The sequence below is a fragment of the Hymenobacter busanensis genome (assembly GCF_008727865.1).
GTDB classification, from domain to species: domain Bacteria; phylum Bacteroidota; class Bacteroidia; order Cytophagales; family Hymenobacteraceae; genus Solirubrum; species Solirubrum busanense.
In genome coordinates this window covers 201580-224524 of the sequence record NZ_VTWU01000001.1, presented here as the reverse complement: position 1 = coordinate 224524, position 22945 = coordinate 201580, and the positions used below count along the sequence as shown (strand labels likewise).

Genomic DNA, 22945 nt, shown 5'->3' with positions numbered 1-22945 from the left:
CCCGCTCCTTTCCCGTATTCGTGCCCTATGCAGGCTAGTACGCTCTCTTTACGAACCGTCGGCGCGACGCGCTACGTGACGCCGTTGCGCGAAGGCGGTTCCCTTCCGGCCCTGATGGAGGCCGACGACGGGTTTCTGTACGTGGTCAAATTCCGCGGCGCGGGCCAGGGCCCGAAGGCGCTGATTGCCGAGCTGGTGGTGGGCGAGCTGGCCCGGGCGCTGGGTTTGCGCGTGCCCGAGCTGGTGTTTCTGGAGCTCGACGAATCCTTCGGCCGCACCGAGCCCGATGAGGAAATCCAGGATTTGCTGCGCTTCAGCACAGGCCTGAACCTGGCCCTGCACTACCTCTCCGGCGCCATCACCTTCGATGCGCTGGTGACAACGGTGGACGCCCGCTTGGCCTCGCAGGTGGTGTGGCTCGATGCGCTGACGCTGAACGTGGACCGCACCGCCCGCAACACCAACATGCTCATGTGGCACAAGCAGTTGTGGCTGATTGACCACGGCGCGGCGCTGTATGCCCACCACGCCGGCGCGGGCTGGGCCGAGCCGCGGCCCCGCTCCTTCCCCCAAATCAAGGACCACGTGCTGCTGCCGCAAGCCACCGAGCTGGCGGCGGTGGATGCCGAAAGCCGCGCCCGCATCACGCCCGAGCTGCTGCGCGCCATCGTGGCCCTGGTGCCCGACGTGTGGCTAACGGAGCCCGACCTCTCGGCCGACGCGCAACGGGCCGCCTACGTGCAGTTCCTCGAATACCGCCTCGGCGCCTCAGAAACCTTTGTTCAGGAAGCCGATGCTGCCCGCCAAGCACTTGTTTGAGTACGCCGTGCTGCGCGTGGTGCCGCGCGTGGAGCGGGAGGAATTCCTCAACGTGGGCGTCATTGTGTACTGCAAGGCGCAGGGCTTTTTGCAGTGCCGCTACCACGTGCCCGAAGCCCGGCTGCGCGCCTTCGCCGGCGACGAGCTGGACCTGACCGAAATTCAGCAGCGGCTGCAGGCGTTCGAGCGGATTTGCCGCGGCCGGCGCGAAGGCGGGCCCATCGGGCAGCTGGGCGTGGCCGAGCGGTTTCGCTGGCTCACGGCCACGCGCAGCACGGTGGTGCAAACCTCGCCCGTGCACCCCGGCCTGTGCTCGGATGGGGCCGATACCCTGAACCGGCTGTTTGAGCAACTGGTGGCGTAGGCTCAGAGCGTCGTGTTGAGCGCAGCCGAACCAAAGGTCGACGTAGTCAAGCCTCTCTACCGCGCCCTCAGATGGTACGATTCCATCCTGAAAAGCGGTAGAGTTGCTTCGCCCCCTTCAGTATGACGACCTATTAGGCAGGCTTTGGCTAAACCATACAACCCAAGCCCTTACCGCTTTTTGCGCAGGGCGAGGTAGTCGAGGTAGTAGATGAGCTTGACCGAGACGGAGTTGCTGTGGGGCGTGTTGATGGTGTTCGAGAGGTTGTCGAAGTAGAGCGGGGTGGCCTGGTTGGCCAGCAACGACGTGGAGCCAGCATTTTTCCAGACCACGCTCACCTGCGAGCCGGGCGCAAACCACCACGAGTACACCGCGTCGATGTTGAAGGCATTGAACGTGTTGTCGCGGTTGCGCTGGTAGTTTACCAGCTCTTCTTCCCCGCCCGGTTTCAGGCGGGCAAAGTCTTGGTAGCGCACGCAGCTGGTGTAGTGCCGCGCCCGAAACGTGAACGACATGCGGTTGGTGAAGGTGTAGATGACCTGCGCCACGTTCGATACCGTGGCCACGTTGCGGCGGCCCAGGATGACCTGCCCCATAAAGTCGTGGTCGAGTGGCTCGTCGCGCTTCAGCCCGCCGTTCACGTAGCCGATCTGGTTGCCGTCGTAGCTCCAATCGATGTTGTAGCGGAACGTGAGGTGGTCGTTGACGCGGTAGCGCGGGTAGGCGCCGAAACTGTAGCGCGTGCGGCGCGGACGGTCCAGTCGCTCGTCTTCGGCGTACTGGCGGCTGCCCACGTTCCAGTTCAGCTGGAATTTCTTGCGCGGGTCCATGTTGATGAAAAACACCAGGCTGGTGCTGCCCGGCACGCGCACCCAATACTGGCCCAGCGGGTACTGGCGCGGCTCGTAGAAGTCGTTGTTGGCCGGGTCCACGTTGAAATCGAAGCCCAGCTGCAGGAAGCTTTTGGTGAAGGTGGTGTTGGCGCCGAGGTAGTAATCGACGCTCTGGTAGCGCGTGGGGCGGTACAGCAACGAGTGCGTGACTTGCCCGAACACGTGCAGGTTGTTGACTTTCCAGAACGGCTTGTAGAGGTGGTAGCCCGCGTCGAACGACTGCGTGATGTTGTTGTTGCCGAACAGGATGCCCAAGTCGTTGGGGTTGTAGTGGTCCGACTCGATGCGGTGGTTGAGGCCCCAGGTAATTTTGCCGCTGATTTTGCCCAGCCCAACGGTGTACTTGAAGCCGTTCGGGTCGTCAATTCGAGTGGTGTCGGAGCCGAATACGGTGCCGCGGCGGCGCGAATACACCACGCTGCCGTCGAGGGCGTAGGCGTTTTTCTTGTCGTTGAAGCGGAACAGGCCGCCGGTGACGTTGGCGTCGTAGGTGCGGCCCCAGCGCGTGACGTTGGTATTGATGAGCGAGACGTAGGAGTTGTTTTTCAGGCTCTGGTCGAGCACCGCAATGCTGTAGTTGCTGAACGGCTGCGTCAGTACGTCGCGCTTGGCGCCGGTGGCGCTGTCCTGCAGCGTGGCGTACACGTCGTTGCTCAGCGCGTTGAAGAGGCCCACGCCCAAACCTTTGTTGGTGCGGCCCGAAATCTTGGTGGCGTTCAGCAGGCGCGTTTCGGCCGGGTTACGCAGTATTTTCTCGCCCCGTCCCGCCGACACGCTGCCGTAGCCGATGGGCTGGGCACCCACGCGGCGGGTGTAAAACAAGTTGCCCTTGCTGAACAGCTCGGTGCCCTCGGTGAAGAACTGGCGGTTTTCGGCAAACTGCACCTCGAAGGGCGACAAATTCAGCACCTGGTTGTCGCTCTGCACCTGCCCGAAATCGGGCACCAGCGTCGCGTCGAGCGTGAAGCTCTCGTTGATGCCCCACTTCACGTCCGCGCCCCCGTTGAAGCTCGTCGTCGTGCGGCGCGCGCCGTCGGGACTCAGCGGGTTGTGGTTCACGTAGCCCGATACGTAGGGCGTGAGCGAGAGGCGCAAGGGCGGCTTCAGTCCTTGCAGGCCGGTGAGCAGGCCCCATTGGTTCACAAACCCGTTGACTTCGGGCTTCACATCGTTCCAAAAGAAGCCCTGGTTTTCGCGCCGCCGCTGGCGCATAAACTGCAAGCCCCACTCCTGCACGTCGGCCGTGCCGAAACGGATGGCCGAATACGGAATGCGCATTTCGGCCACCCAATCGGTGCCTTGCAGCGAGGTGCGCGAGTCCCACACGGCGTTCCAGTTGAAGTCTTCGCCGCCGGCGGGCGAGTAGCGGGCGTCCATCTGCACGCCGCCCGTCGTCACAATGAAGCCGTAGCCGTTGAGCTTGTCGTGGTAGGTATCGAGGAAAATACCGAAAAAGTCGCTGTTGCCGGAGTTGTCGCGGGCGGTCAGTTCCTTGGGAATGGAGTCGAGGCTCACGTCGTGCATGATGGCACCCACGTAGAGCGCGGCGTCATCGTAGAGCACGCGCACCTCGGTTTTGTGGCGCTCGTGCGGGCCCGGCTTGGGGCGGTTCTGGATGAAGTCGGAAGCCACTTGGGCCTGCTGCCAGACGGGTTCGTCGAGCACGCCGTCGAGCTTGATGGCCTCGCCGGTGCGCAGGGCTTGCAACTGGCGCTGCGTGGCCGCAGTAGCCGCGGTGGGTGTAGCGGGTGTTTGGGCATGGGCTTGCGGCAGGGCCAGGCCGAAACCCAGTAGCAAGCCGACCAAACGAAGCGTAAGCGTGGTTTTCATAGCGCAGAAAGGGAGCGGAAAGCGGAGCAGAAGAACCGAGCCGAAAAACCGGGGCGGGCAGCAAACCGAGCAGGCAAAGCAGTAGCTGGCAGCGGCCTCGGCGGCGCTGGCACGGGGTATTGCAGGAAGCGGGAAGGAAGGCGGAGCGCCCTTGAAGCCCTCGAAAAGGGCGGTCTTACACCTGCGCCCAACCGAAGCCGCGGGGCCGCCGGGTCGGGCAGGATTCACTCACCACAGCTTCTGTCCGGCGGGCCGGCAGCTCCGAAGCTTCGGATGGGCGCAGGGAAGTACCTATTTGGCCTTGCGGATGTAGATGTTGCCGTTCAGGGTTTTCATCATGAACTCGGCGCCGCCGCCGTTGACTTTGCCGCTGGTCCAGCTCTCCTGGCTCACGCGGTAGGTGCCGTCTTTGGCGGTGCGCGTCACCTTGGGGGCGCTGTTGTCGATGGTCAGGTCGAAGTCGCTGTAGATTTCGCCCCGGTCCGACTTCAGCTTGAGGTCGGCCTTGGTTCGGGCCGGCAGCGTCACATCAATCTTGCCGTTGACGCTGGAAAAGGCCATGGGCACGCCGCTGGTTACGTCGCGAAAGTCGGCCGTGATGCTGCCGTTCACCGTGTTCAGCACCGCTGAGCCGGCCACGTCGTCGACGCTGATGGAGCCGTTGACGTTGGAAATTTCCAGCTCGCCGGTCACCTTCTGCACCGTGATGTTGCCGTTGTTGACGGTGCCGATCTGCAGCGAAAAGTTGCGCGGCACGTGAATGGTGAAGTCCACCGGGTTGTTCACCGACTGGGTGCGCACGTACACGTGGTTGTCCTTTTCCTGGGCCGTCACGTCGAGGCCGTTGACTTTGGAGAGGCGGCGCATGCCGGGCGGCGTGGGCTCGTCGCCGCCGGTTTCGCGGCGGCTGCCGTCGCGGTTGCCCACTTCAATCACCACTTCCTTGCCGGCGCCACCTTCTACCCGAATGGAGCCGGTAACCAGCTTGAGGTGGAGCGTGCCGGGCTTGCCGGGGTTGCTCAGGGTCACGACCAGCTGCTCTTTGCTGCCCTGCTGGGCCAACAGGGGCCGCGCCCAGGTGAAAATCGAAAGGGCCAGGAGCGCACGAAAAAATACCTTGTTCATCGGGTTTGCTGCTTGATGGTGACGTTGCCGTTGATGGTTTCAAAGCGGAAATCCATTCCGCCCTTGCCCAGCCGCACGGCCGTCTCTTTGCTGAGTTTGTACTTGGTGCCCTGGCCTTCGCGCTGCTGGTTGGTGCTCACGCGGGCCGGCAGGACTTCGGCCTTGGGAAAATCGGTAAACATCTCGCCGTGCATGCTCTTGAAGTACAGGTCGCCCGACACGTTCGAAGGGTAGCTGACGGTGATGTTGCCGTTGATGGTGTGGTAGGAAGCGGCTTTGGTGGGCGCTACGGTGTAGCTCACGTCCACGTCGCCGTTGACGGTGTGGGCCAGCGTGGCCTGCTGGGCGTTTTTCACGCTCACCGAGCCGTTCACGTTGCGGGCCTGCAGCGGGCCGGTTACGTCTTCCACCAGCACCTTGCCTCCGTTCACGGTCGAGACGCGCACTTCCATGCCGGCGGGCACTTTCACAGTGAAGTCAAACTGGTAGGAGTAGCGGGGCCGCTCGCTGTTGCGCCAGTTGTCCTCGAAGCGGGTGCCCGAGCGGCGGTTGTCGCGGTTGGGGCGCGAGTCCTGCGGGCCGGCCACGTACACCAGCACACTGTCGCCGTGTTGGTCGAAACCGGGCAGGGCATCTTTCTGGCCCTGGGCCAGCAACTCGGCGCTGGGGGCTTTGATGGTTTTGGTGATTTCCACCTGCACCGTCTTGCCGCTGTAGCCCTGCACCGTCACCGAGCCGTTGATGTTGTAGAGGGCCAGCGTGGCGCGGCTCACGTCGCCGCCGATGGTGAACTGGCGGCTGATTTTTTCGGTGGCTTCGCGGTCCTGGGCTTGCAGCGAGCAGCTAGGCAGCCACAGAAGTGTCCAGAGCAGAGTCAGTATGGTCGTTGTTTTCATGGTAGGTCGAGGGAGTTGAGGCGTCTGCCGGGGCAGACCGGTCGTGGGACAAAGACTGAATGCTTTGCTCGATTTTGGTTTTCACTTGCTCGTTGAGGTTGTCTTGCCGGAGCAGCTTGCGCAGGCCGCGCACCGAGCGGCGCTCCTGCAGCTGCACCATCACATCGGCCATGGCCGACTGCACGAGCGGGGAATCTTGCTGGGCCAGGGCGCGCACCAGGCCCTGCCGCACCGTGGGGTCGTCGGCGAGGCCGGCCAGCACTTCCAGCGTGGCGAGGCGCACGTTCACGTTGGGGTCTTGGTACAAGGTGCTGAGCAGGGCGCCCACCACGCGCTCATTCGTCGGGGCCACTTCTTCGGCGTAGCTCACGGCGCGCAGCCGCTGCACCGCCGACGGGTTGGCCAGCAGAGCCAGCAGCTGCGCCTGCTGGGCGTTTTCAGCCGGGGCGGGCACGGCGGCCAGGGGTTGCTGCGTTGCGGCGCCGGGTGCGTCCACCCGCGCTTTCAGGCCGTAGCCAGCGGCCAGCCCCACTACCAGCAGAGCCAGCCCGTAGGCCAAGCGCATGGCGTAAGCGGGCTGCCACCAGTCGCGCAGCTTTTGCACCAGCGCCGCCACCGACCACTGCTGCTTGCGCTGCTCGGCGGCCTGAAACTCGGCCAGCATGGAGTAGAAGCGCGGGCGCATCTGCTCGCTCGGCTCGGGCACGGGCAGGTTGCCCATGGCCTGCCACAGCTGCCACACGGCCGCTTGTTCGCGGCGGCAGTCGGGGCACTGAGCCAGGTGGGCTTCCACGGCCTGGGCCTCGTCGGCGGGCATTTCGTTGGCCAGCCAGTCCATCAAGCCTTCCCGCACCTGCTCGCAGTTAATGAACTTTGCTTCCATTTTCCATTTTCATGTAGATGTCCTTCAATTGGCCCAGGGCCCGGTGCGCGCGCACCTTCACGGCCCCGGCCGTGGTGTTGAGCAGGGTGGCTATCTGCTCGTATTTCAGCTCCTGAAACCGGCTTAGCACGAGCACCTCGCGGGCGTCGGCGCTGAGCTGGCCCAGGGCCCGGTGCAGCAGGTCTACCTCCTGGTTTTTCTGCAGCGAGGCGTCGGCCGTGGGGCCGCCCCCAATCTTTTCAGCCCAGTCGGCCACGTCCTGGTGGTATTTGGCGGGCTTTTCCTTTTTCGCGGCATCGGCTAGCACGTTGCGCGCGAGGTGGTACATCCAGGTCCGGAATTCGCCCTCGCCGCTGAACGTGTGGCGGTACTTGAGCATGCGGTAGAACACGGTTTGGACCAGGTCTTCGCTGCCGGTGGCGTGGCTGGTGGCGTGGTAGAAAAACGCCAGCAGCGGCCGGTGGTACCGCTCAAACAGCAGGCCCATCTTGTCGACCTGGCCGGCCTTCACTTGCAGCATGAGCGAATTGTCGGTGAGCGAGTTCAAGCGCGGGGTCGAGGAGGGTGAGGAGCGAATTCGGGCGTGGAAACCTGGCCTTTTGGTGAAGGTTACAGCTTGCCGCAAAATATTTTTTTAAAACACTGCCCCAAGCCCTTCGGCCCGCTGAGCCAAGACCGGCCTAGGCAGTACCGGCGGCCATCGATTTCAGCTACCGGCTGTGCTCAACGGTGGCAGCCACGCCTTTTGCAAAGTGGGCCCACCAGCTGCCGTATCAACTGTTCGATTAGCGCGGGGGGCACCCATCGTCGGCTCGGCTTTACGCTGGGCCGCTTACAGCTCCAGCTGAAAGACCGTCCCCTCGCCTTCCGCCGACTGGACCTTGATGCTGCCGCCGTGCAGGTGCACGATTTGCTTGGCCAGGCTCAGGCCAATGCCGCTGCCGTTGGGGCGGGTGGTGAAAAACGGGATGAAGATGCTGTCGAGCAGGTCGGCGGGAATACCGGTGCCGTTGTCGGCTACTTCGATCAGCACCCGGCTGGAGGCGGCCGCGCGGGCCCGCAGGTGAATGCGTGGCGTGGAAGTTTCGCGCACGGCGTAGGCGGCGTTCAGCACGAGGTTGATGAGCACTTGCTCCAGCAAGTGCGGGTCGGCCCGGAGCGGCAGTTCGGATGGCTCCACCGCGGTCAGCAGCGCAATGCCTGCTCCGTCCAGTTGCGGCAGCATCAAGCCCTGAACGCGCCCGAATACGTCCTGCACGCATACCGTAGCCAGTTGCGGCGAGCTGATGGTGCTCAGGTCGCGGTACACTTGGGCGAAGCGCAGCAGCCCTTCGCTGCGGTTTTGGATGATGCCCAGGCCTTCGGCCACGTCGTCGAGCAGGCCGTGGTCAGCGGACGGGTTTGGGGGCACCAGCTCCATTTCGCGGTGCAGGTTGCGGCGCAACGAATCGGCCAACGACGCAATGGGCGCCACCGAATTCATGAGCTCGTGGGTCATCACGCGCAGCAGCTTGTGCCAGGCGGCGGTTTCGGTTTCGTCGAGGGTGTGGCTGATGTTCTTGAAGGCCACCAGGGTGAACTGCCGCTCGTGCAGCCGAAACGCAGTGGCTGACAGCAGCAGCTGCATCGTTTTCGCGCCCACCGCCAGCTTCACCACCGTGGGCGTACCGGGCTGCAGGTGCACGATGGCCTCGTAGAGCACCGGCAGGCGCTTTTGCAGGGCTTGGATGTTCTTCAAGTAAGGCAGCTCCAGCGTCTGCTTAAAGGACTCGTTCAGCCATTCCACCTGCCCCACGGCGTCGTAGGAAATAATACCGGTGTCGATGAGCTGCAGCACGGTTTGCAGGTACGTGAACTGGGCTTCGCGCTCGGCGCTGAGCTGCCGAAAGGTGCCGTTGAGCTGGTTGAAAGCCGCGTAGAGCGGCCGCAGGGAGCGGTCGGCGTGCTGCTCGTTGTAGTGCTGGGCAAAGTCGCGGTACCTCACGGCCAGCAGGTAGTCGGCCAGGGCGCGGTTGTTGCGCGTGACGTACCGGGCCAGCTCCCACACGGCCAGTATCAGCAGCAGGCCAGCCCCGGCCACGAGGCCGTACACTTGGTGCTGAAAGGCGTAGAAGCCAGCGCATAACAGTGCCAACAGCCCGAGCAGCCGCAACCCGATGCCCAGCTCCAGCCGCTTAGAGGTCATGTTTTTCGAGGCGGCGGTAGAGGGCGGTGCGGGTCAGGCCCAATTCTTTGGCCGCCTTGGTAATGTTGCCGTTGTGGCGCTCAATTACCCGCAGAATCGTGTTTTTCTCGACTTCGTGGAGTTGCAGCGGGCCATCGGGCAGGGCTGGCGGGGGCGTAGCGGCTGGCGTTTCCATCGCCGAAAAGCGGAAATCCTGGGGGCACAGTTCGGCGGCTTCGGCCAGAATAACGGCCCGCTCCACGGCGTGCTGCAGCTCGCGCACGTTGCCGGGCCAGCGGTGCTGCCGCAGCTTCTGCAGGGTTTCGGGGGCGAAGCTGGGCGTGGGTTTGCGGTTGCGGGCGGCGTACAGGCCTGCGAAGTGCTGGGCCAGCAGCAGCACGTCGTCGCCCCGGTCGCGCAGGGGCGGCAGGGTTATTTCCACGGTGTTGAGGCGGTAAATCAGGTCCTTGCGGAACTCGTTGCGGGCAGCCAGCTCGTAGAGCGGAGCGTTGGTGGCCGACACCAGGCGGATGTCGACCGGCACCGGCACGTTGCTGCCCAGCGGAATGACCTGCCGGTTTTGCAGCGCCGTGAGCAGCTTGGCCTGCTGCGGCAAGCTGATGTTGCCGATTTCGTCCAGAAACAAGGTGCCGCCGGTGGCGGCTTCGAAGCGGCCGGTGCGGTCGTCGCGGGCGTCGGTAAAGGCGCCTTTCTTGTGGCCGAACAGCTCGCTCTCGAAGATACCCTCGCTCATGGCGGCCAAATCGGCGGTGACGAAGGGCCGAGCGGCGCGAAACGAGCGGTGGTGCAGGGCTTTGGCCACCAGCTCTTTGCCGGTGCCGTTTTCGCCCAGCAGCAGTACGTTGGCCTCGGTGGGTGCTACCTTCTCGATCTTGTGAAACACCTCCTGCATGGCCTCCGATTGGCCCAGCAAGTCGAACTCGGCAAAGGAAGCGGGGCGGCGCGGCGCGGGCAGAGTGCCCGGGCTTTTGCCGGCAGCGCCGCGCTGTTGCAGGGCCGCTTCCAGGGTTTCCACCAGCTGCGCGTTGTGCCAGGGCTTCACCACAAAATCGGTGGCGCCGGCCTTCAAGGAGCGCACGGCGGTGCCCACGTCGCCGTGGGCCGTTATCATGATGACGGTGGCTGTGGGGTCTTTTTCCCGAATGCGCCCCAGCCAGTATAGGCCCTCGTTGCCGCTGCCCTGGGTGCTTTTGTAGTTCATGTCGAGAAACACCACATCGAAGCGCTGCTTGCTGAGCAACGACAGCAGCAGTTCGGGGTTTTTCTCGGTTACCACTTCCTGCACCTCGGTTTTGAGCAGCATGCGCATGGCAAACAGCACGTCCGTGTCGTCGTCAACCACCAAAACGCGCGCTTTCTTCAGAACCATGGAAATCGAGGGAGGAATCGGGAAGGGCAAGGCTTCGCCCGGCCAAGCAAAGTCCGAAGTTACCCATCATAAACTGTACTAAGCATGCAAAAGCTGCTTGATGCGGCCGAAAAGCCGTTTTCGACTGCGGCAGCGGCGTGCAGGTGTATCGAAACCGGACGGTGCGGTGTATCGAAAGCGAACAGTTTTATAAACGCGGCGACACCGGCAATTTTCAAATGATTGACAAACAATAATTTACACAAATGGCATCGTTCTTCCTAGGCTTCATCCGACCGACCGGCCCACGTATGCCGAGCGGTTGCCGAAGCCATGGACGTACCCATTCACAAGAAAACCTGGACGCCTGCCAGACTGCTGCTGCTGGGCGTGGCCCTGCTGGTAGCGGTGTGGGCCGGGGCCAGCCTGATGACCAAAGCCGGACCGGCCAAGCTGAACGTCGACCCGCAGCGGCTGACCATCAGCGCGGTTACCCGCGGCCCGTTCCAGGAGTTTGTGCCGGTCGACGGGGTGGTGATGCCCATCAAGACCATCTACCTCGATGCGCCGGAGGGCGGCACCGTGCAGCGCATTCTGGTGGAAGACGGCGCTACGCTTGTGCCGGGGCAGCCCATTATTCAGCTCGCCAACAGCGACTTGCAGCTGGAAATGGTGAACCGCGAAACGGCCGTGTTCGACTTGATGAACAACCTGCACAACACGCGCAACCTGCTCCAGCAAAACCGCATTCAGCAGCTCAACCAGCTGGCCGACATCGACTTTCAGCTGCGCGAGGCCAAACGCCTGCACGATTTGAACACCTCACTCTACGAGCAGAAGGTGATTTCGCGGCAGGAGTTTCTGCAAACCCAGAATAACTACCGCTACCAGCAGCGCCGCCAGCAGCTCACGCGCCAGTCGTTGCGGCAAGATTCCCTGAGCATGGGCCAGCAAATCGGGCAAATGCAGCAGTCGGTGGGGCGCATGCAAAGCAACCTCGCCCTGATGCGCCGCAAGCTGGAGGACCTCACCATCAAGGCCCCGGCGGCCGGCCGCCTGACCTCCCTGAACGCCGAAATGGGCGAGCTGAAAACCCGCGGGCAGCGCATCGGGCAGCTGGACATGCTCTCGGGCCTGAAAGTGCGCGCCACCCTCGACCAATACTACATCTCGCGCATTTTTCCCGGCCAGAAAGCCGAAATGACACTGGGCGGCAACCGCTACGAGCTGCGCGTGACCAAGATTTTTCCGCAGGTAACCCGTGGCTTGCAGGTCGACCTGGAGTTCAGCGGCCCCACGCCGCCCGATATCCGCCGCGGGCAGTCGGTGCCGGTGCGGCTGGCCCTGAGCGACCAGACGCAGGCCGTGCGAGTGCCCCGCGGCGGTTTCAACCAGAAAACCGGCGGCAACTGGATTTTCAAAGTGAGCGACGACGGCACCAAGGCCTACCGGGCCGACATTCGGCTGGGCCGCCAAAACCCGGATTACTTCGAGGTGCTGGAAGGCCTGAAGCCCGGCGACCGGGTGGTGACGTCGAGCTACGAAGGCTACGACCAGATGGGCGAGCTGCTGCTCAAGGCCAGCAACAACTGAAAACGGCCGTCGTGTTGAGCAAGCCGACCCCGGCCCGGCTACCGGAGCCCGGCCGCCGCGGCGCCCAGCATTTTGGTGAGTGAATGGGCGCCCACGCCACGGCAGCAGCGCTGCTCTCCTGCTGCCCCGGCTTTGTCCGGCACGACGGTCTTTTTCAAAGCACCACTTTTCCTCGCTCCACTTTTCTCCCCGATTCTCTCAACCGCAGCCCTTACTACCATGCTCAAAATCGAACACCTCGAAAAGATTTACCGCACCGACGAAGTGCAGACCAAGGCGCTCAACAACGTGTCGCTGGAAGTGCAGGAAGGCCAGTTTGTGGCCATCATGGGACCGTCGGGCTGCGGCAAATCCACGCTGCTCAACATCATCGGCCTGCTCGACGAGCCCGACGGCGGCCGATTCCTGTTTGCCGATGCCGACGTGTCGCGCGTGTCGGAGCGGCGGCGCGCCGAATTGCGCAAAAAGCACATCGGCTTCGTGTTTCAGAGCTTCAACCTGATTGAGGAGCTGACCGTGGCCGAAAACGTGGAGCTGCCGCTCATTTACCTGGGCGTGGGCGCGGCCGAGCGCCAGGAAAAAGTAGAGCGGGTGCTGGAGAAGATGCAGATCATGCACCGCCGCAACCACTTTCCGCAGCAGCTCTCGGGCGGGCAGCAGCAGCGCGTGGCCGTGGCCCGCGCCGTGGTAAACTCGCCCCGCCTGATTCTGGCCGACGAACCCACCGGCAACCTCGATTCCAGCAACGGCAACGAGGTGATGGAGCTGCTCACGGAGCTGAACGAGGCCGGCACCACCATCGTGATGGTGACGCACTCCGAGCACGACGCCCGCTACGCCCACCGCGTCATCCGCCTGCTCGACGGGCAAGTGGTGCTGGAAAACGTGCACAAACCCCTGGCGGTCTAGCGCCTTCTTTCACCGCTGAGCGGCTACTGCCATGCTTAAGAACTACCTCCTGGTGGCCTACCGGAACCTGCTCCGGCACAAAGGCTTTTCCTTCATCAACATTGCCGGCTTGGCGCTGGGCATCACGGCTTGCCTGCTCATTGGCCTGTTTGTGGCCGACGAGCTGCAGTACGACCGGTTTATGCCCGACGGCGAGCGGGTGTACCGCGTGGCCACCCAAAACTCGAAGAACGGGGAGCTGGAGCGGGTGTCGTTTGGCTCGCCCATGTTTGCGCCCACCCTGCAGCAGGAACTGCCCGAAGTGGAGCAGGCCGTGCGGCTGATGTCGCTGCAGTCCAAGCTGTTGTTTCGCAGCGCCGACGGCAAACTGCTCTACCAAGAAGACGGTTTTGTGGCCGACCCCACGGTGTTCAGCGTGCTGCAGGTGCCGTTCCGCTACGGCACGCCCGCGCAGGCCCTTACCGACCCGCGCGCCATTGTGCTGTCGGAGCAAATGGCCGAGCAGTTTTTCGGGCCCGGCAACCCCATTGGCCGGGAGCTGAAGCTCGACACGAGCACTTTCCGGGTGACGGGCGTGCTGCAAAACCAGAACCTGAAGTTTCACCTCAACATGAACTTCGTGACGCTACTCACGCCGGCCGCCATTGGCGTGCCCGAGGCGCGCATGAAGTCCTGGGGCTGGCGGCAGTTTCAAACCTACGCCAAGCTGCGGCCCGGCACCGACCCCGCGGCCGTGGAAGCGAAGTTTCAGCGCTACCTGGTGGACAAAGTGAAGCCCCAGCTGAAAAGCGACCAGCACCTAGACTACACCGTTTTTCTGCAGCCCCTGCACCAAGTATACCTGCATTCAGCCGATTTCAAAATCAATTTCATCCGGCACGGCAACATCACCTACGTACGGGCGCTGGGCATCATTGCCGGGGCCATCTTGCTCATTGCCTGCTTCAATTTCGTGAACCTGGCCACGGCCAAATCCATGCAGCGGGCCAAGGAAGTGGGCATTCGCAAAACCATCGGGGCCAGCCAGCGCCAGCTCATGCTGCAGTTTCTGGCCGAGACCCTGCTGCTCACCTTGCTGAGCGTGGTGCTGGCCACCGTGTTGACGGGCCTGCTGCTGCCTTATCTGAATGTTTTCACGGCCAAGCAGATGAGCTTCAACCTGCTCCAAAACCCGGTGCTGCTGGCCGTGCTGCTGGGTCTCACGGTGCTGGTGGGCCTGGGCGCGGGCTTCTACCCGGCTTTGGTGCTGGCCAGCTTCAAGCCGGTGAAAGTGCTGAAAAGCGCGGTGGTTACCGACGGGCTGTTTGGGCGGGTGCAGTGGCTGCGGCACGGGCTGATTGTGGTGCAGTTTGCCTTGTCGGTGTTTCTCATCGTCAGCGCCATCGTGGTGTTCCGGCAGGTGGCGTTTCTGCACAACAAAGACCTGGGCTTCAACAAAGACCAGATCATGTTTTTCCCCATGCGCGGCGACAACATGACCCGCAACTACCAGGCTTTTCAGCACGAGCTGGAGCAGGCGCCGGGCGTGGCCTCGGCCAGCATCGGCTACGGCTTCCCCGGCGACATTTTTGCCGGTGACGGCATTGAAGTGCCGGTGAACGGCGAAATGAAGGAGTTTTCGGTGACCCAGCTCCTCGTCGACTACCACTACGTGCCCACCCTGGGGCTGAAGCTGGTGGCCGGCCGCAACTTCTCCGAGGCCTATAAGTCCGACCCCGGCCACGCCTTTATCATCAATGAAACCGCCGTGCGCGTGCTGGGCTTTCCCTCGCCCGACAAAGCCGTGGGCCAGACGATGCAGTGGAAAGTCTGGAACGACCGAAACCCCGATTCGGTGAAAGTGGGCAAGGTCATCGGCGTAGTGCAGGACTTCAACTACAAAAGTCTCTACGACCAGGTGGAGCCCACCGTATTGCAGATTTTCCCCGAAGCCAACTGGAAAGTAGCCGTGAAGCTGAAAGGCGACGTGGCCGCGGGCGTGGCCAGCGTGAAGCAGGTGTGGGCCAAGTTCAGCCCCGACAACCCCATTGAGTTTCGCTTCATGGACGACAACTTCGACGAGATGTACCGCGCCGAAGACAAGCTCCAAACCCTGCTTTTCGCCTTCACCGGCGTGGCCATTTTTGTGGGCTGCCTGGGGTTGTTTGGCCTGGCAACCTACGCGGCCGAGCGGCGCAAAAAGGAAATTGGCATCCGCAAGGTGCTCGGCGCCGACGTGCTGACCATCGTGGGCCTGCTCTCGAAGGAGTTTCTGGTGCTGGTGGCCGTGGCCACGCTGCTGGCCTTCCCGGCCGCGTGGCTGGCCCTGAGCCGCTGGCTGCAGGATTTCGCCTACCGCATCGACATGCCGCTGTGGGCTTTTGCCGCCGCCGGGCTACTGGCCGCCGCCGTGGCGTTCCTCACAGTGGGCTACCAAGCCGTGCGGGCCGCCACCGCCAATCCCATCAAGAACCTACGGGTCGACTGAGGCCGTTTTGACGAGCAGGCAGAAGCAAATTTCATATCCTATTGAAGCCGGTGCCGCTGCCCGCGTGGCGCCGGCGGCAAAAGCCTAGCAAGCCTTTGCCGCCGGCGCCACGCGGGCAGCGGTATTTGATGCTGCATGCCCACGAAAATGCCGGTTCGATATGCGTATTTGCGCATCGCGTAAACGCATTCCGGCCTTTTGGCTGTGCCTGTAGCAAGCTGCTCGGCTTGCATCCCGGCAGTTGCCGAGCCCGTTGCTTACTTGCAGTTCTTTTGCTTTCCGCTCCCCTGCCCTACCCGTTGCCTTATGCTTGAGAAAATTCGCCCCGAAGACGCCCTGAACTACCACGCCCAAGGCCGCCCAGGCAAGCTAGAAGTGGTGCCCACCAAGGCATACAGCACCCAGCGCGACCTGTCGCTGGCTTACTCGCCGGGCGTGGCCGAGCCCTGCCTGGCCATTGCCGAAAACCCCGAGGACGTGTATAAATACACCGCTAAAGGCAACCTCGTGGCCGTCATCAGCAACGGCACCGCCGTGCTGGGCCTGGGCGACATCGGAGCCGCCGCCGGCAAGCCGGTGATGGAAGGCAAGGGCCTGCTGTTCAAGATCTACGCCGACATCGACGTGTTCGACCTGGAACTCAACACCAAAGACGTCGATGAGTTTGTGCGCACCGTGAAGCTGCTCGAGCCCACCTTCGGCGGCATCAACCTCGAAGACATCAAGGCCCCCGAATGCTTCGAGATTGAGGAGCGCCTCAAGCAGGAACTGAACATTCCGGTGATGCACGACGACCAACACGGTACGGCCATTATTTCGGCTGCGGCCCTGCTGAACGCGCTGGAGCTGGTGGGCAAAAGCATTGCCGAGGTGCGCATCGTGGTGAACGGGGCTGGCGCCTCCGCCATTTCCTGCACCAAACTCTACCTGGCCCTGGGCGCCCGCCCCGAAAACGTGGTGATGTGCGACAGCAAAGGCGTAATTCGCGCCGACCGCGCCGACCTGGACGTGCGCAAGCAGCAGTTTGCCACCGCCCGCGACCTGGACACGCTGGAAGAAGCCTTTGTGGGCGCCGATGTGTTTGTGGGCCTCTCGAAAGGCAACGTGGTGAGTCCGGACATGGTGCGCAGCATGGCCGCCGACCCCATTGTGTTTGCCATGGCCAACCCCACGCCCGAAATTAGCTACGAGGAGGCCGTGGGTGCCCGCCCCGACCTGATTATGGCCACCGGGCGCTCCGACTACCCTAACCAGGTGAACAACGTGCTGGGCTTCCCCTACATTTTCCGCGGGGCCTTGGACGTGCGCGCCACCGAAATCAACGAGGCCATGAAGCTGGCCGCCGTGCACGCCCTGGCTAAGCTGGCCAAGAAGCGGGTGCCCGACGCGGTGAACATGGCCTACGGCACCGACAACCTGCAGTTCGGCCGCGAGTACATCATTCCCAAGCCCGTCGACCCGCGCCTGCTGGCGGCGGTGGCACCGGCCGTGGCCCGCGCCGCCATGGAGTCGGGTGTGGCCCAGGCCCCCATTACCGATTGGGCCGCCTACGAAGGCCAGCTGGCTCGCCGCCTGGGGCAGGACACGCGCATTTCGCGCGTCATTCTCGACAAAGCCAAAACCAACCCCAAGCGCGTGGTATTTGCCGATGCCGAAAACCTGAAGGTGCTCAAGGCCGCGCAGCAGGTGAAGGACGAAGGCATTGCCCTCCCGATTCTGCTGGGCAAAGCAGACCGCATTGAGAAGCTCCTGGCTCAGCACCACCTCGACCTGGCGGGCGTGCCCATTCTGGACCCGCGCGCCCCCGACCAAGCCGCCCGGGTGCAGCGCTTCGCCGACGCGCTCTACGAAAAGCGCCACAGCAAAGGCATCAGCGCGCCCGAAGCCCTCGATTTGATGCGCACCCGCCGTTCCTACTTCGGCGCCATGATGGTGGAAACCGGCGAAGCCGATGCCCTCATATCCGGCCTCACGCGCAAGTATCCCGACACCATTCGGCCGGCGCTCCAGGTCATTGGCCGCGAAGACGGCGTGGGCAAGGTGTCGGGCATGTACATTCTGCTCACCAAGCGCGGTCCGCTGTTTCTGTCCGATACCACCATCAACATCGACCCCACGGCCGAGGAACTGGTGGAAATTACCGAAATGACGGCCCGTGCCGTGCAGCGCTTCAACATCAAGCCGCGCATTGCCCTGGTCACCTACTCCAACTTCGGTAGCGCCAAAGGCACCGACGCGGGCAAGATGCGCCGGGCCGTGCAGCTGCTCCAGCACAAGCACCCCGACATGCTGGTCGACGGCGAAATTCAGGCTCACTTGGCTTTCGACACGGAACTGTTGCGGCAAAACCACCCGCTGAGCAAGCTGGTGGAGGAAGGCGCCAACACGCTGATTTTCCCCAACCTATCCGCCGCCAACATTGCCTACAACCTACTGCGGGCCGCGGCCGGCTTCGAGGCCATTGGCCCTATTCTGCTCGGCTTGCGCAAACCGGTGCACGTGCTGCAGCTGGGCTCGTCGGAGCGCGAAATTGTGAACATGGTGGCTATTGCGGTGGTGGAAGCGCAGGAACGAGCGGGAGTAGTGGCCGAGAATTTGTAGCCGCCTCATACCGAAAGAAGCCAACCCTTGGAGGTAAGCACTGCCAGGTTCATTGCTCCACCGGCTACGCAAAAACCCTCGCAATCAGCTGACAATGGCTGTTTTCGAGGGTTTTTGCGTCATTCAGCCTATTTAGCTGGGAAACAAAAGCTGGCAAGAGCGGGGCGAAAAAAATTAACAAGGCCGATGAATTGGCGGGCGTAACAATGCCGTAGCTTTGCACCGTGCTTCAACCAAAAGAATCGTTGATGAAGCGCGGGGCCGTGCTCGGCAAGGAACCGCGAGGGGACCGAAAGGTCTTCGCCCCCGTCGGTTCTCCCGATTTTGCCGCTGGCATTTCCGTTGTTTTTTCTGGCTGTTGCCCCGCTACCGTTTCGGATTTCGAAACGGTTTTTTTGTGCCCTTTGGATTCGTCGGCCGCCGCTCCGCGGCCAATACATACCTCCAGCGCCAAGCTCATTCCCCTGCTGGACACCCACCCCAAGCGTGGCTGCGGCCACCAGCGCCCCGGCCTGCACCGGCCCGTTGCTGCGTCGTGGGCAGGGGCCGATAACACTGCAAACCGTCCGTTTTAGCTGAACGACCTCACCTTTCCTCCACTCCGCTATGGCACGTAAAGACCTGCTCGACATTGCATCTCTTCACCGCGAGGAAATCGAGTTCCTGCTCGACCAATCCACGTCCTTCAAGCAGCTGTTCACCCAATCGGTGAAGAAAGTCCCTGCCCTCGAGGGCAAGTCGGTGCTCATGCTGTTCTACGAGCCCAGCACCCGCACGCATACCTCCTTTGAAGTGGCGGCCAAGCGCCTCTCCGCCGAGGTGACGAATTTCGACATCGCGCAGTCCTCCATCACCAAGGGCGAATCGGTGCGCGAGACGGTGGAGACGCTGCAGGCCATGCGCACCGACTACATCGTGGTGCGCCACGGCCGCTCGGGCCTGCCCGGCATGATTGCCCGCCTCACCAAGGCCTCGGTTATCAACGCCGGCGACGGGGCGCACGCCCACCCGACCCAAGCCCTGCTCGACGCCTTCACCATCAAGGAAAAGTATCCCGACCCGGTGGGCAAAAAAGTCCTCATCATCGGGGATATTCTCCACTCCCGCGTCGCGCGCTCCACCAGCACCCTGCTGAAAAAGCTGGGTATGGAAGTCGCCTACCTCGGCCCGGGGACGCTGGTGCCCAAGCAAGGCCCCGAGAACATCCGCCTCTTCACCAACTACGACGCGGCCATGGCCTGGGCGCCCGATTTCGTGTACCTGCTGCGCGTGCAGATGGAGCGCCAGGACGTGCAGTTCTTCCCCAGCCTGCGCGAGTACCACCGCCTCTACGGTATCACCAACGACCGGCTGACCGAAATCCGCCAGCGCGGCCTCTACATCATGCACCCTGGCCCCGTGAACCGGGGCGTGGAGCTGTGCGACGCCGTGATGGACTATGAGCGCAGTCTGATCAACAACCAGGTCGAAAACGGTATTGCCATCCGCATGGCCGTGCTCGACTGGCTCCGGCCGGGCGGGGAATCCTCGAGCGAAATGTCTGCTCATCCTTCTCAGCTGGCGGGCCAGCAGTCGATCCTGGCCTAGTGCCGCCCAGCCTCGAGCCAGCGCAACGGTTTTGCCCCAAACGCCGGCCGCGGTGGCTGATTCCGTCCTTTCTTTGCATCTCCACTAGACGAGACCTCCCAACCTCCCTTGCCGGTTTACTGCACTCATCACTCCATGCTTCTCCTTCAAAACGCCCGCATCGCCTCCGAACATTCACCCGAACTTACTGAGGGCGACGTCCTGATGGTCGAAGGAAAAATTCAGGACATCGGCCAGGGCCTGGCCGTGCCCGAGGGCGCCCGCGTCATCGACGCGCGCGGCCGGATCCTGATGCCGGCCATGTTTGATGCCCACGTCCATTTCCGCGCCCCGGGCTTTGAGAACAAGGAAACCATTACCACGGGCAGCGAAGCGGCCATCAACGGCGGCGTGACCGGCGTGGTGATGATGCCCAACACCCGCCCGGCCATCGACTCGGCGGCGGTGGTAGCGGCCGTGCTCGACAATGCCAAGCTCCGGTCCCGCATTCCGGTGTATACCTCCGGCTGCGTCACCAAGAACCGCGAGGGCAAGGAACTGGCCGAAATCGACGGCATGCGCCTGCACGGGGTGAAAATGCTCACCGACGACGGGGATACCACCAACGACCCGGCGGTGCTGCTGCGGGCCATGCAGTACGCCACCGAGTTCGGGATGTTTTTCGCCAGCCACTGCGAGGTGCCGGAGCTGGCCGGCCCGCGCGCCCTCAACGAAGGCGTGATGAGCTACCGGCTCGGTATCAAAGGCTCACCGGCCTGCGCCGAGGAAATCATCATCGACCGCGACATTCGCCTGGCCCGGGCGGCGGGCGCGCATATTCACATCCAGCACGTGTCGAGCAAGCTCGGCATGGAAACCATCCGCTGGTGGAAATCCCGCGGCGACGTGAAGGTGACGGCGGAAGTGGCCCCGCACCACCTGCTGTTCACCGACGAGCACATCGGCGACTACGACACGAACTACAAAATGAACCCGCCCCTGCGCACGCAGGCCGACTGTGACGCGCTGCTCGAAGGGCTCAAGGAGGGCGTATTCGACCTCATTGCCACCGACCACGCCCCGCACACGCCGTTTGAAAAAGCCCAGGACTTCATCAGCGCGCCCAACGGCATCACCGGCCTGGAAACGGCTCTGGTGTCGCTCTACCACTACTTCGTGCGGCCCGAGAAATTCGGCTGGGACCTGGTGGTGAAGCGCTATTCGGCCGAGCCCCGCCGCCTGATGGGCCTGTCGGTGCCCACCATCGAAGTCGGCCAGCCCGCCGAGTGTCTGCTGTTCGATACCGAAGCCGAAACCACCTTCACCAAGGAGTTCATGAAGTCCAAATCCCAGAACACGCCCTTCATCGACCAGACGCTGAAAGGCCGGGTAGACCTGGTGATTCTGGGCGCGGAAATCCTGCTGGAGCGCTAACAGGTAATTGTGCCTAACTATAAAGCGCGAAGAAGAACGTCATGCTCCATCTGGCGTCCGCCTGTCGGGGCATGACGGCCTAAAGGACTATGCTGTCCGAACGCGGTTTTGGGGCCGCACCCATGCTTGAAACCACGTTATTTTGCCCACTCGGGGATGCCCAGCCCCGTTTACTAAGCTTACTATGAGTACCCTTCCCTCCTCCGACACCCCGAGCCTCGGCACCGCTCCGGACAAGCCCCTGGTCGGCGTGGTCATGGGTTCCAGCAGCGACTGGAACACCATGCAGCACGCCGTGCAGATTCTCACGCGCTTTGGCGTGGCCCACGAAGCGCGCGTGGTGTCGGCCCACCGCATGCCCGACGACTTGTTTGCCTACGCCGAACAAGCCGGCCCGCGCGGCCTGCAGGCCATCATTGCCGGGGCGGGTGGGGCCGCCCACCTGCCGGGCATGATGGCCGCCAAAACCACGGTGCCCGTGCTGGGGGTGCCGGTGGCCAGCCGCCATCTGCAGGGGGTGGACTCGCTGCACAGCATCGTGCAGATGCCCAAGGGGGTGCCGGTAGCCACGTTTGCCATCGGGGATGCCGGGGCGGCCAACGCCGCGCTGTTTGCCGTCAGCATGCTGGCCCTGCACGATGCGGACCTGGCGGCCAAGCTGCAGGCGTTTCGCGCCGAACAAACCGAGGCCGCTCGCGCAATGGAACTGCCGGTATGAGCGAAGGGACTGACATTGCAACGACGATTCCCATTTTTCCGGGCAGCGTGGACACTGCTGGCCAGCGGGCCACGCTGGGGGTGCTGGGGGGCGGCCAGCTGGGCCGGATGTTTGTGCACGCTGCCCAGCGCCTGGGGTACTTTACCGCCGTGCTGGACCCGGACGCGCAAAGCCCGGCCGGCTTGGTGAGTCACCACCACATCCAGACCGCCTACGACGACCCGGCCGGGCTGGCGCAGCTGGCCCAGTTGTGCCAGGCCATTACCACCGAGTTTGAGAACGTGCCGGCTCAGGCCCTGCAGACGCTGGCGCAGACCCGCGCCGTAGCACCGGGCGCGGCCGTGGTGGGCATTGCCCAAAACCGCATCGAGGAAAAAGCCCACTTCACGGCCTGCGCCGACATTTCGGGGGTGACCTGCGCGCCCTACACGGTGATTGAAACGCCGGCCCAGCTGCAGGATGTGTTGGCCAACCGGGCGGATTTACTGCCCGGCATCCTGAAAACCGCCCGCATGGGCTACGACGGCAAGGGCCAGGTCCGCGTCAAAACCGTCGAGGAACTGGGTGCCGCCTGGGCGGAGCTGGGCGGCGTGGCCTGCGTGCTGGAAAAGATGCTGCCGCTCACCGCCGAGTGCTCGGTGCTGGTGGCGCGCGGCTGGGACGGACAAGTGGTCAGCTTCGCCCCGCAGCGCAACGTGCACGTCGACGGCATTTTGGCCGTGACTCACGCCTACGAAGGCAATATGCCGCCCGCCCTGGCAACCAGGTCCCGCGAGGCGGCCGTAGCTATTGCGCAGCATCTGGGCTACGTCGGGGTGCTGTGCGTCGAGTTCTTTGTGGTGGACGACGGCAGCGCGCACGGCGGCTTGGTGGTCAACGAAATGGCCCCGCGCCCGCACAACAGCGGCCACTACACCCTGGACGCCTGCGACGCGTCGCAGTTTGACCTGCAGGTTCACGCCATGGCGGGCTTGCCCCTGCCGCAGCCGCGCCAGCATTCCGCGGCCATTATGCTCAACCTGCTGGGCGAGGTGTGGCTTGACGCCAGCGGACAACGACGTGAGCCGGACTGGCAGGCCGTGCTGAGCCTGCCGGGCACGCACCTACACCTCTACGGCAAGGAGCACGCGCGCATAGGCCGCAAGATGGGCCACCTGACCATCACCGGCCCGGACGTCGACAGCGTCAAAACCGTGGCGCGGCGCGCTGCTGGCTGGCTTGGCCTGCCGGGGCTGAACGACATTTAGATGCCGCTATCTGGTCTTGCCCAAGTGGGTATCCACTGCTCTTAGGTCTGCTGAATAGCAGGTGCTC

General features: G+C 63.3%; 17 protein-coding genes. 10 read left to right on the top strand and 7 right to left on the bottom strand.

Annotated elements, in window-relative coordinates:
* Positions 1-27: 27 nt before the first annotated feature.
* Positions 28-819 carry a HipA family kinase gene (locus tag F0P96_RS00935; protein ID WP_151076872.1) on the top strand — a complete coding sequence of 264 codons (792 nt, stop codon included), beginning with the start codon at positions 28-30 and terminating at the stop codon, positions 817-819.
* Positions 797-1183: a DUF3037 domain-containing protein gene (locus F0P96_RS00930; protein WP_151077608.1), complete on the top strand. Its 387-nt coding sequence runs from the start codon at positions 797-799 to the stop codon at positions 1181-1183. The genes F0P96_RS00935 and F0P96_RS00930 overlap by 23 nt, the downstream gene beginning before the upstream one ends.
* Before the next feature lie 170 nt (positions 1184-1353).
* Here F0P96_RS00930 and F0P96_RS00925 read toward each other — a convergent pair whose 3' ends face one another.
* From F0P96_RS00925 to F0P96_RS00895, 7 genes are all read right to left on the bottom strand, one after another.
* The gene (locus F0P96_RS00925) at positions 1354-3906 is read right to left on the bottom strand and encodes a DUF5916 domain-containing protein (RefSeq protein ID WP_151076871.1); all 2553 of its coding nucleotides are present in this window, start codon (positions 3904-3906) and stop codon (positions 1354-1356) included.
* Positions 3907-4197: 291 nt separating this feature from the next.
* A complete protein-coding gene (locus F0P96_RS00920) occupies positions 4198-5031 on the bottom strand; it encodes a DUF4097 family beta strand repeat-containing protein (RefSeq protein WP_151076870.1) in 834 nt (277 codons plus the stop codon).
* Positions 5028-5927, bottom strand: coding sequence for a DUF4097 family beta strand repeat-containing protein (locus tag F0P96_RS00915; RefSeq protein ID WP_151076869.1), 900 nt, complete (start codon positions 5925-5927; stop codon positions 5028-5030). The genes F0P96_RS00920 and F0P96_RS00915 overlap by 4 nt, the downstream gene beginning before the upstream one ends.
* Positions 5875-6810: a zf-HC2 domain-containing protein gene (locus F0P96_RS00910; protein ID WP_151076868.1), complete on the bottom strand. Its 936-nt coding sequence runs from the start codon at positions 6808-6810 to the stop codon at positions 5875-5877. The genes F0P96_RS00915 and F0P96_RS00910 overlap by 53 nt, the downstream gene beginning before the upstream one ends.
* Positions 6791-7357 (bottom strand): RNA polymerase sigma factor, encoded by a 567-nt coding sequence (locus F0P96_RS00905; RefSeq protein ID WP_338074380.1) that lies wholly within the window; start codon positions 7355-7357, stop codon positions 6791-6793. Before F0P96_RS00905 ends, F0P96_RS00910 begins: the two co-directional genes overlap by 20 nt.
* Before the next feature lie 285 nt (positions 7358-7642).
* Positions 7643-8995 carry a sensor histidine kinase gene (locus F0P96_RS00900; RefSeq protein WP_151076867.1) on the bottom strand — a complete coding sequence of 451 codons (1353 nt, stop codon included), beginning with the start codon at positions 8993-8995 and terminating at the stop codon, positions 7643-7645.
* A complete protein-coding gene (locus F0P96_RS00895) occupies positions 8985-10364 on the bottom strand; it encodes a sigma-54-dependent transcriptional regulator (protein WP_151076866.1) in 1380 nt (459 codons plus the stop codon). The genes F0P96_RS00900 and F0P96_RS00895 overlap by 11 nt, the downstream gene beginning before the upstream one ends.
* A gap of 312 nt (positions 10365-10676) precedes the next feature.
* Between F0P96_RS00895 and F0P96_RS00890 the strand changes: the two genes are divergently transcribed.
* The 8 genes from F0P96_RS00890 to F0P96_RS00855 all read left to right on the top strand — a co-directional run bounded on the left by F0P96_RS00890 (position 10677) and on the right by F0P96_RS00855 (position 22878).
* Positions 10677-11936 carry an efflux RND transporter periplasmic adaptor subunit gene (locus tag F0P96_RS00890; protein WP_151076865.1) on the top strand — a complete coding sequence of 420 codons (1260 nt, stop codon included), beginning with the start codon at positions 10677-10679 and terminating at the stop codon, positions 11934-11936.
* A 219-nt stretch (positions 11937-12155) separates the two neighbouring features.
* Positions 12156-12845: an ABC transporter ATP-binding protein gene (locus F0P96_RS00885; protein WP_151076864.1), complete on the top strand. Its 690-nt coding sequence runs from the start codon at positions 12156-12158 to the stop codon at positions 12843-12845.
* A gap of 31 nt (positions 12846-12876) precedes the next feature.
* Positions 12877-15312, top strand: coding sequence for an ABC transporter permease (locus tag F0P96_RS00880; protein ID WP_151076863.1), 2436 nt, complete (start codon positions 12877-12879; stop codon positions 15310-15312).
* 306 nt (positions 15313-15618) lie between these two features.
* Positions 15619-17913 carry an NADP-dependent malic enzyme gene (locus F0P96_RS00875; protein ID WP_151076862.1) on the top strand — a complete coding sequence of 765 codons (2295 nt, stop codon included), beginning with the start codon at positions 15619-15621 and terminating at the stop codon, positions 17911-17913.
* A gap of 606 nt (positions 17914-18519) precedes the next feature.
* The gene (locus F0P96_RS00870) at positions 18520-19500 is read left to right on the top strand and encodes an aspartate carbamoyltransferase catalytic subunit (RefSeq protein ID WP_151076861.1); all 981 of its coding nucleotides are present in this window, start codon (positions 18520-18522) and stop codon (positions 19498-19500) included.
* Positions 19501-19635: 135 nt separating this feature from the next.
* Positions 19636-20913: a dihydroorotase gene (locus F0P96_RS00865; protein ID WP_151076860.1), complete on the top strand. Its 1278-nt coding sequence runs from the start codon at positions 19636-19638 to the stop codon at positions 20911-20913.
* A gap of 184 nt (positions 20914-21097) precedes the next feature.
* Complete coding sequence (gene purE / locus F0P96_RS00860) at positions 21098-21631, top strand: 5-(carboxyamino)imidazole ribonucleotide mutase (protein WP_151076859.1); 534 nt, start codon at positions 21098-21100, stop codon at positions 21629-21631.
* Positions 21628-22878: a 5-(carboxyamino)imidazole ribonucleotide synthase gene (locus F0P96_RS00855; protein WP_151076858.1), complete on the top strand. Its 1251-nt coding sequence runs from the start codon at positions 21628-21630 to the stop codon at positions 22876-22878. Before purE ends, F0P96_RS00855 begins: the two co-directional genes overlap by 4 nt.
* Positions 22879-22945: the final 67 nt, after the last annotated feature.

Coding starts and splice junctions, on each gene's coding strand:
- F0P96_RS00935 (WP_151076872.1), top strand. CDS start 28: ATGCAGGCTAGTACGCTCTCTTTACGAACCGTCGGCGCGACGCGCTAC.
- F0P96_RS00925 (WP_151076871.1), bottom strand. CDS start 3,906: ATGAAAACCACGCTTACGCTTCGTTTGGTCGGCTTGCTACTGGGTTTC.
- F0P96_RS00920 (WP_151076870.1), bottom strand. CDS start 5,031: ATGAACAAGGTATTTTTTCGTGCGCTCCTGGCCCTTTCGATTTTCACC.
- F0P96_RS00915 (WP_151076869.1), bottom strand. CDS start 5,927: ATGAAAACAACGACCATACTGACTCTGCTCTGGACACTTCTGTGGCTG.
- F0P96_RS00910 (WP_151076868.1), bottom strand. CDS start 6,810: ATGGAAGCAAAGTTCATTAACTGCGAGCAGGTGCGGGAAGGCTTGATG.
- F0P96_RS00900 (WP_151076867.1), bottom strand. CDS start 8,995: ATGACCTCTAAGCGGCTGGAGCTGGGCATCGGGTTGCGGCTGCTCGGG.
- F0P96_RS00895 (WP_151076866.1), bottom strand. CDS start 10,364: ATGGTTCTGAAGAAAGCGCGCGTTTTGGTGGTTGACGACGACACGGAC.
- F0P96_RS00890 (WP_151076865.1), top strand. CDS start 10,677: ATGGACGTACCCATTCACAAGAAAACCTGGACGCCTGCCAGACTGCTG.
- F0P96_RS00885 (WP_151076864.1), top strand. CDS start 12,156: ATGCTCAAAATCGAACACCTCGAAAAGATTTACCGCACCGACGAAGTG.
- F0P96_RS00880 (WP_151076863.1), top strand. CDS start 12,877: ATGCTTAAGAACTACCTCCTGGTGGCCTACCGGAACCTGCTCCGGCAC.
- F0P96_RS00875 (WP_151076862.1), top strand. CDS start 15,619: ATGCTTGAGAAAATTCGCCCCGAAGACGCCCTGAACTACCACGCCCAA.
- F0P96_RS00870 (WP_151076861.1), top strand. CDS start 18,520: ATGGCACGTAAAGACCTGCTCGACATTGCATCTCTTCACCGCGAGGAA.
- F0P96_RS00865 (WP_151076860.1), top strand. CDS start 19,636: ATGCTTCTCCTTCAAAACGCCCGCATCGCCTCCGAACATTCACCCGAA.
- purE (WP_151076859.1), top strand. CDS start 21,098: ATGAGTACCCTTCCCTCCTCCGACACCCCGAGCCTCGGCACCGCTCCG.
- F0P96_RS00855 (WP_151076858.1), top strand. CDS start 21,628: ATGAGCGAAGGGACTGACATTGCAACGACGATTCCCATTTTTCCGGGC.